Annotated in this window: 9 protein-coding genes; 4 read left to right on the top strand and 5 right to left on the bottom strand. The window is 45.3% G+C overall.

Features of this window, described 5'->3' with window-relative positions; translation table 11 throughout:
• Positions 1-439: 439 nt before the first annotated feature.
• Positions 440-709, bottom strand: a complete 270-nt coding sequence (locus P343_RS32405) for a hypothetical protein (protein WP_023511053.1) — start codon at positions 707-709, stop codon at positions 440-442.
• 155 nt (positions 710-864) lie between these two features.
• On the opposite strand from P343_RS32405, the gene P343_RS32410 reads away from it, so the two are divergent.
• Both P343_RS32410 and P343_RS32415 read left to right on the top strand, forming a co-directional pair.
• Positions 865-2,277, top strand: coding sequence for a lipopolysaccharide biosynthesis protein (locus tag P343_RS32410; RefSeq protein WP_023511054.1), 1,413 nt, complete (start codon positions 865-867; stop codon positions 2,275-2,277).
• 14 nt (positions 2,278-2,291) lie between these two features.
• Complete coding sequence (locus tag P343_RS32415; RefSeq protein ID WP_023511055.1) at positions 2,292-3,476, top strand: glycosyltransferase family 4 protein; 1,185 nt, start codon at positions 2,292-2,294, stop codon at positions 3,474-3,476.
• A gap of 88 nt (positions 3,477-3,564) precedes the next feature.
• Here P343_RS32415 and P343_RS32420 read toward each other — a convergent pair whose 3' ends face one another.
• The 3 genes from P343_RS32420 to P343_RS32430 all read right to left on the bottom strand — a co-directional run bounded on the left by P343_RS32420 (position 3,565) and on the right by P343_RS32430 (position 9,029).
• On the bottom strand, positions 3,565-5,034 hold the full coding sequence (locus P343_RS32420; protein ID WP_031264143.1) for an NAD-dependent succinate-semialdehyde dehydrogenase: 1,470 nt from the start codon (positions 5,032-5,034) through the stop codon (positions 3,565-3,567).
• 446 nt (positions 5,035-5,480) lie between these two features.
• Positions 5,481-7,409 carry an N-acetylmuramoyl-L-alanine amidase gene (locus P343_RS32425; RefSeq protein WP_023511057.1) on the bottom strand — a complete coding sequence of 643 codons (1,929 nt, stop codon included), beginning with the start codon at positions 7,407-7,409 and terminating at the stop codon, positions 5,481-5,483.
• A gap of 648 nt (positions 7,410-8,057) precedes the next feature.
• Complete coding sequence (locus P343_RS32430; protein ID WP_023511059.1) at positions 8,058-9,029, bottom strand: phosphoglycerate dehydrogenase; 972 nt, start codon at positions 9,027-9,029, stop codon at positions 8,058-8,060.
• A gap of 247 nt (positions 9,030-9,276) precedes the next feature.
• Between P343_RS32430 and P343_RS32435 the strand changes: the two genes are divergently transcribed.
• The gene (locus tag P343_RS32435) at positions 9,277-10,425 is read left to right on the top strand and encodes a M20 peptidase aminoacylase family protein (RefSeq protein ID WP_023511060.1); all 1,149 of its coding nucleotides are present in this window, start codon (positions 9,277-9,279) and stop codon (positions 10,423-10,425) included.
• 5 nt (positions 10,426-10,430) lie between these two features.
• Complete coding sequence (locus tag P343_RS32440) at positions 10,431-11,621, top strand: M20 metallopeptidase family protein (RefSeq protein ID WP_023511061.1); 1,191 nt, start codon at positions 10,431-10,433, stop codon at positions 11,619-11,621.
• Positions 11,622-11,867: 246 nt separating this feature from the next.
• On the opposite strand, the gene P343_RS32445 is transcribed toward P343_RS32440, so the two are convergent.
• Positions 11,868-12,611 (bottom strand): gamma-glutamyl-gamma-aminobutyrate hydrolase family protein, encoded by a 744-nt coding sequence (locus tag P343_RS32445; protein ID WP_023511062.1) that lies wholly within the window; start codon positions 12,609-12,611, stop codon positions 11,868-11,870.
• Between the last annotated feature and the right edge of the window lie 75 nt (positions 12,612-12,686).

The following is a 12,686-nucleotide window of genomic DNA, read 5'->3' on the forward strand; positions in this document are numbered from 1 at the left end:
CGATCGTCAAAATACAGACGATCAGCGACCTTTTTTGTGTCAATAGTCTCGACCTACCAAAAAAAACATGAGTTTTTCAGTGGCCTCCCTGCACTCCCGCAGGCGTCTCGCGCTTTCGTGTTTGAATCAGAATTTTTTCCTAGCATTGCGCTGTTGATATGAACTCTGAATTAAAAATTTTATATACTTTCTTGCCCTGTAAGGAAAACCAGCCTAATCCTGTTCTTTAGTTATAAAACTGACCGCTGGCTTTTGAACATCACTCTCTGCTCGATTACACTCCAGTTGCTCGTATCAACAAGAACGCTCCGCAGGAGTCTCGCACTTCCGTGTTTGAATAAGAGCTATTTCCAGGCATTACGCCGCTTATATGAACCCTGAATTTATCATGCTTATCTTCAAAAAAAATCCATTCCTCACGATTGTGAAAAATGGATCTTTACTCTTCGATTAATTCTCCGTATTTAAGCATCCTGATGTAATAAATAAAATTGCTGGTTTGACCGATAATACTTGTTTTTCGGAATGCCACACGCATATCGTCTTCAGGAAGTTCCTCAGAACGGACAATTTCAAGATTATGACGCAATGAAAAGGCGTTAACTGCGTCACGAATTGAAGCTGCCTCAATGATTTTCTTTGGGAGCTTGATGTCAATCGGCATCCTGCGTTGACCGTTGAACTCTTCATAAATAGCAAATCGGTTCATCGTTTCTCCTCCTCTGATGGTCTTCATTATTCCTACTTTTCCCCATTCGTGCCATCCTAATCTTACTGATGGATTGCGCCAACTTTATGAGTATGAAAACAATTGTTTTTCGGCACACTAAAAAGTGAACCTTTGGAAAGGCAAAGTTTCCACTTATGAACACTTTTATTAAGAAGTTAATCGGTTTTTCAATCGGTCCGGTCGTCGGCGCGATGATTTCATTTATCACCATTCCTGTGACAACCTATTTTATTAACCCTGCGGAATATGGTAAAGCGAGCATGTTCCTGCTTTTTCAGACCATTGTCGGTACCTTCCTTTTTCTCGGAATCGATCAGTCCTACACGCGTGAATACCACTCAGCAACCGATAAAACGCGACTTCTGCAAAACGCCTTACTGCTTCCAATGGTACTGGCGATTGGCGTTCTGCTGACTGCACTGATCGCTCCGGGCACGTTATCGCGCGCACTTTTTGGGCGCGCGGACTATACACTCCCGACCATTCTTTTTGGTGTGATGACCATTTTCATTGTTCTCGAACGTTTCCTGATGCTCTCCATTCGCATGCGTGAACAAGCATATGAATATTCATTGCAGGCGATTCTGGTCAAATCTGCTGTGCTGATTCTGACGCTGATCTACATATTTTTTATTCGCCGTGATTTTCTGGCTGTGGTCTATTCCACTGTGCTCGGACAAATCACCGGGGATCTCTATTTATTCTGGCGCTACCGAAATTTACTTAATCCGAAAGTATTCCGTTTGAATCGTTCCTTATTAAAAGCGTTGAGCAAGTTCGGCCTACCTATTATGGTTGCCACGTCATTCTCCAGCCTGCTAAATGGCATGGATCGACTCGCACTTCGTTTGTGGAGCGACTTTGATCAAATCGGTATCTTTTCCGCCACTTTGAAAATTGCTGCTATTCTCTCTGTCATCCAAACCAGTTTTACGAGCTTTTGGATTCCCACTGCTTACCGTTGGTATTCAGAAGGTCGTCCAATTGATTATTTTAAGGTTGTCAGTGACGCAATTCTACTTGGCATGTCGCTGCTCGCAGCCGGTATCTTCTTATTTAAAAATGTCATCATTTTTATCTTATCTGATCAATACAGTGACGCGCAATATTTGGTGGGGTTTCTTTGCTTGCAGCCCTTAATCTACACCGTCAGCGAAACCACCTGCCTTGGCATTGTGTTTACGAAAAAAAGCTATTTAAGCATATGGGTCAGCCTGATCGCTCTCATTCCGGCAATACTTCTCGACATCCTGCTTGTCCCGTCCCTTGGCGCTGCAGGCGCAGCGATTGCCATTGCGGTCGCATATTTCTTCTTTTTTACGGCAAGAACCTACTTTTCCGGTAAGTATTGGATAAAACTGCCGGTAACTAAGCACTATGTCGTCTTTCTTTTCTTACTGGCCGGTGCTTTTCTGAATCTCTTCCACTTTCCAGGCATGTTGTTCATTAACTGCGTCTGGCTGCTTTTAACACTTGCCTTGCAGCAGAGCACCGTTCGTCAGCTTTGGAGATTCTGGAGGCAGCAAACATCTCAAAAAAAGAAATGAATGGAGAAGGATAAATGAAATTGGCAATCATCGGCACAGAAAAACTACCGGTGCCTGCTGTCCGAGGCGGCGCCGTTGAAACGTTAATCGACATGTTTATACAAAATAACGAGCGGCACCCACTGCTCGAACTCGATGTATATTCGATTGAAGACAATAAAGCTGAGCGTACAAGCAGGCGTTTTCATCATACACGGTTCATTTATATTAATTCGGCTAATCCTTTGAATCCATTTTACAGCTTCACAAACCGACTGTGTCTTAAATGTCACGTTCCTTTTTATAAGAATATCTTTCTAATGCGGACCATTCGTGAACTGAAAAAGCGGGATTACGACTGGATTGTTGTTGAAAATCGTCCACTTTTTATTAAACCATTGCGCCGGCAGCTTGGCAGTAAAGTATCGATCGCATTGCATCTGCACAATGATACCCTCAATCCAGATCGTTTCTATGCTCAATCAGTGATTCATCAATGCGACCGTATTGTGTCCGTCAGCCATTTTATCAATGAGCGAGTGAAAGCAGCAGCCGATGAACATGATGTACAAAAAATGCGGGTACTCTACAACAGGATCGACACTAGTCTGTTCCAACCATCGCTGGACGCCGGCTTGTCTCGCAGAATCCGTGAGCAATGCGCCATACCGGAAGATCGCCAGGTTGTTCTCTATTACGGCCGGTTGAACGTTGGAAAAGGCGTGCTCAAACTCATTCAATCCTTTGATCGGGCCGTGCAACAAAACAAAGCACTTTACCTAGTCCTTTGCGGCAGTTTTCCTAATAAAAAGGAATATCAAAGAATTCATCCGGCACTCGAACGACTCCCAAGCAATGCATATTGCGTGCTGAATTACATTACCCACGAAGAATTGCCCGCCTATCTTTCTGTGGCAGACATGATCGTGCTACCTTCACTATGGAATGAAGCTTTTGGTCTCACCATCGCTGAATCCATGGCACTCGGAAAAGCGATCATCACAACGAACGCCGGCGCCATTCCTGAGCTGATTGGTAACGGCAGCGGATTAATCATTAAAGCAGATAATCAGATCAGCGACCGTTTATCCGCCGCTATTGTTCGCTTGGCTGCCCATCCCGATCTTCGAAAAGTACTTGGCGAAAAAGCAAGAAGAAGTGCCATGCTGCGTTTTCATCAAGAAGGTTATCTTGATGAATTGCTTGAGAAGCTAAACTAATCATCATAAGATGTGTACGTGAAAAATCCTCGAACTTAGGAAACAAAGTTCGAGGATTTTTAAGCACCACAAGTGAATGCGTATGGTTTCAAATTCCGTAATTCAAATTAATAAACTTCACATTAACGTAATCATCGATGCCTTGATGGCCGTTTTCCCTGCCAAAGCCGGAGTGCTTCACACCACCAAACGGGGTTTGAGTGAACGCAACCGTGTTGCTGTTGACACCAACCATCCCATATTGCAAGCCTTGGCTGACCTTAGCAATACGTTTCAAATCCAAGGTATAAAAATAGCTCGCAAGTCCGTAGTTGGTATCATTGGCCATGCGGATCACTTCGTCCGTATCAGTGAAGGAAATCACAGGGAGAACCGGTCCGAATGTTTCCTGATAGAAAATATCCATTTTGTTCGTCACACCAGTAAGAACAGTCGGCGCAAAGAAGTAACCGTTCGCGTATTCACCGTCAGTTATACGATCGCCACCGGTCACCACTGTTGCACCTTTAGCCACACTGTCCGTTATCTGACGTTTGATTTTGCCAATCGCGTCTTCACGGATCAGCGGACCTGCATCAACACCTTCATCTAAGCCGTTTCCAACCTTGACCTGCTTTACAGCAGCCACCAGTTTTTCTGTAAATTCGTCGATGATTGATTCATGGACAAAAATTCGGTTCGGTGATGTGCAGACTTGCCCGTTATTGCGGAATTTAGAAGTGACCAGATCGTTTACCACTTGATCAACCGGAGCGTCATCAAATACGATAAACGGTGCGTGCCCGCCAAGCTCTAGCGATACTTTTTTCACCGTGTCGGCGGACTGACCGAACAGCATCTTACCGACGCCAGTAGAGCCCGTAAAAGTGATCTTGCGCACGACGTTACTGGAAGTCAAGACTTTGCCAATTGCCGGTGCATCGCCCATGACCAGATTTACCGTTCCATCAGGCAGTCCCGCTTCTTGAAAAATCTTCATCAATGAAGTCGCTGAAAGCGGCGTTTCAGGCGATGGCTTGAGCACAATTGTATTCCCGCCGGCAAGCGCCGGAGAAATTTTCCGTGTAATCATCGATGATGGAAAATTCCATGGGGTAATCGCGCCGACCACACCGAGCGGCTCCTTCTGAACGAGGAATAAATGACCGTTTGGTCCGGGAATCGTTTCTCCGTAAATCCGGCGCATTTCTTCTGCGTGCCAGCGTACACTTTCTGCGCCGCCCAGCACTTCGCCTTTTGCCTGGGCAAGCGGTTTTCCTTGTTCGATCGTCATAATTGCTGCCAATTCGTCTGCTTTATCTACAATCAGATCAGCAATTTTGCGCAGGATTTTCGCACGAGTGTCTACATCCATTGTAGACCATACCGGAAATGCCTTCTGAGCTGCTTCAATCGCTTTTTCAGCATCCAGCGCGCCACCGCGAGCAACACGTGCGATCACTTCACCAGTTGCAGGATTGACCACGTCATCAAGCTCGCCACTATCTGCATCAAGCCATTCGCCCCCGATAAAGAGCTGTTTCGGCGCCTTTTCTACATACGAATCTATTTCTGTCATCATGTGTTCACCTCGTTAGTAATAATGAATCTATGCAAACTTCCAAACTTTCAAATCTATACCAAGCATACCCGATCTCATCCACACTTTCCACAAAAAATCCTGTTTGCGAGATTCCATAAAAAATGTATCTGTCTTAGCAGTTTTTTTCAATAGCTATCTATTCAACATATAATAGTAGAATCAATAATGACTAAACGCTAGTTGCTCTTACAATTAGTTAGATTGGCCAAGTTGAGCCGGTCGAATTCATCTCTCTTTTTTGTGCCTGTACAAACTTGAAGGTAGTTCGATCTAACTTTTTGAGAGGATGGTCTAACTTTTACCCGGTTCGGTCTAACTTCTATTTTTCGAACATTATTCTTCTGAATCTCTATTTTTCTTGTTTGAGAAAAAAGGGCTGCTCCATGTTTCAGGAGCGGCCCTAAATTTTCTTTTTGATCATTTTATTGGAAAGGATGTTTTACGACAGTCGCATCGCTCTTCTTTACAAAGGCAATCCGATGATTATAAGAAACTTGGTAGTATTCATCATTGCCACTGACAACATGGTAGGTTTCGGGAGCGTTAAAGAGCTTCGCATAGTAATAATCCGATTGTACCGGTTTTTCAGCGACATAGTACTGACCGGCTGGCATTGTGTAGATCGGTGCCATGCCGACTGCCGGGATCCCAAACGGCGTATACGCGGCTGCTTCTGGATAAGCGGATCCATAAACAGGAATTGAATCCACACCTTTTTTCGGTGTAATCAGCGTGCCGCTTCCTTTAACGGTGTTTGCGTCTTTCGGATTGTAAAACCATGCCTTCTGTCCGCCAAAATCAATGGCCGTCCAATCCTTCGTCTGATCCACCTTGTAATAAGATCGGCCCGCAACGGCTTTGTCTCCCCAGTCGTTGATCGCTGTCGTCCCGGTTCCGTTCGGATGAAGAAGCGGATCGCTGAGCAGTGGCGCACTGAAACTAGGCGCCGTATACAAATAAACAAAATTAGAAGGTTTTGCTTCAAGTGGTGCGTTATTATAGGTTACATCAGGCTTATTCGTTTGATAATCCGGATTGATCGTTACAATATTGTTGCTCTTACCGAAGCCTATTTTATGTTTGCCGGATGAGAACGGCGCGCCGAGCAATTTAAAGTAGTGCGCCCAATCCCAATATGCGGCCGGATCCCAGTGCATGCCAACTTGGCGTGCCGGAGTCAATCCAGGCACTTCCTCATGCCCGAGAATATGCTCGCGGTCCAGCGGTATATCGTATTTTTTCGCTAAGTATTTAACAAGCTTTGCTGATGCACGGTACATCGGTTCACTGTACCAGGTTGATCCTTCAACGGCATACCCTTCATGCTCTATGCCAATAGAATGGCTGTTGATGTACCAGTTGCCTGCGTGCCATGCAACGTCTTTCGGATCTACCATTTTGGTAATCTGCCCGTCAGATGACCGAATCACATAATGTGAACTCACATAAGTTTGCTGTAAAAAGGTATTGATGGTACCTTCATAGCTGACTTCAGAATCATGGATGATAATATAACGAATCTGCTGTCCATCATACGGACGATTGGCAAGATCATAATTACCGTAGTCGCCAGGAGTGTCTGAAAATGCCTTGTATAAAGCCGGAACGTTTTGCATGTCGACCCCTTGCAATTCATCTCCTTGACTCTTTTTTAATTTATGAAGATGGAGCGCAGCCAAGCCCTGTTTATTAGGCTTTATTGATTCGGATGCAAGTTGAACAGTGCCGGATACGGAAAAGTGTCCTGATGCTCCTTGCTGGATCGTGGTGTACACTTGATCCGCAAAGTCGGAAGCCGTGTCATAATCAGTGGATCCGCTGTATTTTGCGACCGCACTGTACCAATCCGCAGGATCACTTGAAAGTTTTCCAGTGATCTTTTTCTGATAATCGGCAAGAAGTGCAGCTCCGCCTAGAATATTTTTTTCCGTGTCGGTCTTCAATGTTTCAGCGGGAACACCAATCAATTTTGCCGCTTCATCTAATGTATGTGTGCTTTCTTCAGGTGGTGTTGCGCTTGAACGCTTATTGATTTTGTCACCCTTAGCCGAGAGGTCCTCTAAATTGTCGAGTTGAGTCAGATGCATTACACCGTAGCCTCCGGAAGTGCTCGGCTGACCATGATGACTCTCCCATCGTGTCTCATTGTAAGAAACGGACATCAAGACGTTAAGCGGTACATGATATGCTGCCGCGGCTTTTTGGAATTCGGATTGAAGGCTTGTCTTTCCGGCATTTTGCGATTCAGCATAAGCGGGTCCACTTACCGTAAAGATGAGCAAAAATAAAAGAAACAGCCATGAAACAATGCTGTATCGATTCAACAAATTAACACTGTTTTTCTCGGTCATGCGTTCACCCCTCGTTTATTTTGGCTTACCTTTCACAGGCAGAAGGCAGATAGATAGAAATAGATCCCTCGAAAAGACATCACCTCCAGAGCAACAAAGTTAGATTGGAAATTTTGCCGTTGATCTTCCTATTAAAAATGGGACTGACGACCAATTCAGCACTGAAAAAAGCGAAAAACCAGCCCAGAATCTTGCGCAGGCTGGTTTTTGTCTAGGTTTATGTAGACAAAGCAGACGATGTCAGTACGTTCAATATCCTTTGGACTTACGTGCGTACCGAAAAAATCAGCACACCTTTTCCATGAATTTCAGATGATTCAAGCGGCCAACAATGGGTAATTGCGGAATCTCGAAACGTGAAATCCTTTGGAATAAATTCAGTATAGAATCGGTCTGTATAATTGTCAATATTATAAATATTTAGCTTCATCGGAATTTACAGATACTTTAGTCCCGGGACAATCCACTTACCCAATGTAAATGGAGACAGAGGTCCCAGCCTATACGATTACGTGATGCTTTTAAAGTCACCGAAAATCATAATGGTAAAATAATCCAAGTGTCCTTTTTCCTAAATCTCATCAATTTTTTCAAAATTTACGTTTTAAAAATTTTATCTTAGAATGATCGCATTTTTTCGTCTAGCTCTTATCTATCTGTCTTGCTGACCGCCGTCTGATTCACCACAAACTCCGGTTTTTCATGGTGCATGAATTTACGAATGTTTTCAACAGTCACATCCGCCACACGCGAAATGCTTTCCTGTGTTGTTCCGCCAATATGCGGCGAAACAATCAGATTGTCCAGATCCGGCAGTGATTTCGGAGGTTCTGTTTCAAACACATCAAGCGCTGCCCCGGCAATCTGTTTCTGGCGCAATGCTTCAAGAAGAACCGGCTCGTCAATCAATGCGCCTCTAGAGATATTTACAAGGAATGCCGTTGACTTCATCAAAGCAATGGCTTGTTTGTCGATCAAATGATAGTTTGACTGGTTAAGTGCAGTACTGATCACGATGTAATCTGCCTCACGGAGCAGCTGATCAAGCTCGACGAATGTCGTGTTCAGGCGCTGAGCCGCATCGGTATCCTGATAATTTCCATAGGCGATCACACGCATCGTGAACGCACCGGCGTATCGAGCAATCTTTTGTCCAATCGATCCAAAGCCGATAACACCAACGGTTTTGCCGGCCAGCTCATAGCTGTCACCGCTCGGCCATTCCCCTTTTTTGGTTTTCCGGTCCAACATAGGAATCATTCGTGACAAGCTGATCATCTGCCCAAAGGCTAGTTCAGCAACTGAAATCGCATTTTCGCCCGGCGCATTGCTGACCAGAATGCCTTTTTCCGTTGCGTAATCCAGATCAACATTGTCCAATCCCGTCCCAGTCTTTAACACATATTTTAATTGAGGAGCAGAATCAATCACCTCGCGATCGCAGGCCGAGATCGCTGTGATATACACCTGCACATCTTGAATCGATTTTTTGATCAATGCTTTATCCCATGCCTGATCATACATCAGGCAGCTGACACGCGCACCCATCGCTTCCAATTGATTCACCATCTGGCGGTAGATCGGAATATAGGATTTTCCAACACAAAAAAGGATGTGCATGATTAACGCCTCCCCAAATTTTCATCAAACGTTCTGAATACTTCCGGTACGTTTCTTGCATTCGTTATTAATATACCAAAAACATGGATTTGTTCCTAAACAAATGTACCGGATAGCATCAAAAATAAAGAAATTGATAACTTATGGACTTCAATGAACATGTCGATCGGTTGAAAAGCAGTAGTCATCATGCTAAATTATGAACAATGACTAGAATGAGAAAATTTAGAAAGTAGGGATGAGGCAGATGGAAATTAGTGATTCGATACAATCGAAAGTGATGTCACTATTCAACTATTTACATACGCACGCAGAGATCAGCATGAAGGAAATTGCGACAACAGCGTTTATCAAAGAACAACTGGATGAACTTGGCTACCGTACGAAAACATTCGATGACTGCCCGGGTGTGATCGGTGAAATCGGCAGCGGAAAACCTGTGGTCGCTTTACGTGCGGATATGGATGCACTCTGGCAGGAAGTCAACGGAAAATTACAGGCGAACCACTCCTGTGGCCATGACGCGCATATGTCAATGGTGCTTGGTGCCGCCATGCTGCTTAAAGAAAAAATTGGCCAGTTAAACGGTACAATCCGGCTTGTCTTTCAGCCCGCCGAAGAAATCGGTAAAGGTGCATTGGAACTGAGTAAGCGTAGAGTCCTGGATGACGCAGACTACTTCTTCGGAGTTCATCTGCGCCCGATTGAAGAAACAAAAGATGGCCGTGCGCGTCCGGCTATTCTGCACGGCGCTTGTGCGACGATCCGTGGCGTGATTGACGGTGAAGATGCGCACGGTGCACGCCCGCACCTCGGTACCAATGCAATTGAAGTTGCCTCTTCAATCGTGAATGAGCTCGGTCATCTCCATGTGAATCCGATGATCCCAAGCTCGGTGAAAATGACAACCCTGCATGCAGGCTCAGCAACGAACATCATTCCCGGCCATGCAGAATTCAACTTGGATGTGCGCGCGCAGTCAAATGAAGTCATGGCTAAGCTTAAAGAAAAAATACAGCAAGTTGTTAAAGGTGTTGCTGAAAGTTATGGAGTGAACATCACTCTGGATGCCTCACACGGAAGTCCGGCAGCAGTCTCGGATCCGGAAGCCATTGACATCATGGGCGAAGCAATCAAGGATGTTTTGGGCGAGGATCATTTCGATCCGGCCGGACTTTCCAGTGGCGGTGATGACTTCCACCAATATGCAATTCGAACACCTAAGTTGAAGTCGACGATGCTCGGACTTGGCTGCGACCTGAAGCCGGGATTACATCATCCTTATATGACGTTCAATCACGATGCGATGTTCGACGGTGTGCTGATTTTGTCAACTGCCGTACTTAAGACATTTGAAAAAGTGAACGGTTTGACGGTCGCTTCAGCAAAGGAGTGAGTTGAGTGGATACGCATGAATCCGAGTTGCTTCAAAAAGCGCAACTGCTTAAGCCTCAATTAATCAAATGGCGGCGTGATTTCCACAAGCACCCTGAACTTGCTTTTGAAGAGGTTCGGACATCTGAAATGGTCGCTGGTTTCCTCAAATCACTGAATTTTGATGTAAAGCAGCATGTTGGCGGCACTGGAATTGTTGCTTTTCTCAGAGGAGACAAGCCTGGTAAAACGATCGGGCTCCGTGCGGATATGGACGCGTTGCCTATCCAAGAACAAAATACATTTGATTTTCATTCGATTAACTCTGGAAAAAGTCATGCTTGCGGACATGATGCACATACGGCCATGCTTATGGGGGCTGCTCAGTTGTTGAGCACTCATCGGCCGAAGCAAGGCAATATTGCCTTCCTCTTTCAGCCGGCGGAAGAAATTAGTGAAGGAGCGAAAGCAATGATTGAAGCCGGCGCCCTGAATGGCATCGATGTTATGGCCGGACTCCATATCAACGCGGGCGTTGATCTTGGAAAAGTCGCTTTTGCCGGAAAAGTGGGCTGCGGTTCCACCGATTTCTTCTCACTCACCGTTATTGGAAAAGGCGGTCATGCAGCACATCCTGATCTAACAGTGGATTCAATCGCGGTTACAGGGCAATTGATCACTGCACTCCAACAGTTCGCGAGTCGCCAGATGGACCCGGTAGAACCATTCGTGTTGACGATTGCGACAATCCAAGGCGGATCCGCCAATAATGCAATTGCTCCCGAAGTCAAAATGACCGGAACGGTACGGACCCTGAATCCTGAGTTGCGCGAAACTGCGCCGCAACGCATTGAAAAAATCATTCAGGGGGTAACCTTGGCTTTTGGTGCGGACTACGATTTCCAATATACCTTTAGTGCCCCATCTATTATCAATGATGCGCAAATGACTGAACTAGCTGAACGAACAGTTGACATTACGATGGGAACAGGGCACCGCATCAAAAGTAAGCCAAGCCTTGGCGGTGAAGACTTCTCCTTTTATACAGAGCATCTGCCGTCGGTTTTCTTTGTACTCGGCGCCGGCAGCGACTCCATTGCAAGGCACCCGAACCATCATCCAAAATTTACCGTGGATGAAGATGCACTTCCTTATGGATCAGCATTGCTCGCAGCAATTGCGCTGAACTACCTTGATACAGAAACGTCATCCCTGTAAAAATAGCTTAACAACAAGTTGGAAGGACTGGGCAAAAAATACCCAGTTCTTTTTGATTTTGTCTGGCCATATTCGATCCAAACGTTTGCGAATGCATCTTGCTGTTTGAATCATCGATATTCGACAAACGAATCGAGATATATCCGCAGCTCAGAACCGTTCATCGCTGAATTGTTTTCTTAAAGAACAAGAAAAGAACCTTCGCCAATGGAAGATTCCTTTTTCTTAACTATGAAGTTTGATCTCTTAAACTTCCGAATTCGCTTGTTTCATTTCTTTACAGGTGTCGACAAAATGCTTGAAAAGATCGAGCATTAATTCACTTCCGCCTGCCGTCATGGACTCCGGATGCCACTGAACGCCCATCAACAAGCCGTTATCCGTCATGTCAATGGCTTCAATAATGCCATCGGATGAGAACGCGGCAGTTCGTAATCCATCCCCCAGCCGGTCAATCGATTGATGGTGAAGGCTGTTCACGACAATGGACTCTTGTTCTTTCAAAACCTTATACAACTGTGTCTCTTTTTCAAGACTTACGCGATGACTTCCTTGTCTGCGCGGCACTTTTTGCTCATGCTGAATCGGATGATCCAATTCACTCGGAATATCTTGGATCAGCGTGCCGCCCAGTGCGACATTCATGACTTGCAGTCCGCGGCAAATGCCGAAAACGGGTTTGCTTTTTTTGATTGCCAGGCGAACCAATTGAAATTCCGCCTCGTCACGTTCCGTATCGAACACACCGCAACCCGGACTCGGATCTTCCCCGAAATATTGTGGATTTACATCACAGCCGCCGCTGAGCAAAAAACCATCGCATAATTCAGCGTACTGGTCAACACATGGACCTGGAGCGATCGGTAGGATCAAAGGCACTGCCCCGGCTTTGATCAGTGAAGTAATATAGTCCTGATGCGCATAATCGCCTTCTGAAAAATTGCTGAGTTTCACAAATCCGCTGGTGATCCCAATTATAGGTTTAGTCACTGCTTAGCTCCTCTCTACCGTTCTCCTTTATTTAAAAACAAATATAGTGAACTTTCATGCAGGCGTCAACGATTT

The organism is Sporolactobacillus laevolacticus DSM 442 (genome assembly GCF_000497245.1).
Lineage (GTDB): Bacteria > Bacillota > Bacilli > Bacillales > Sporolactobacillaceae > Sporolactobacillus > Sporolactobacillus laevolacticus.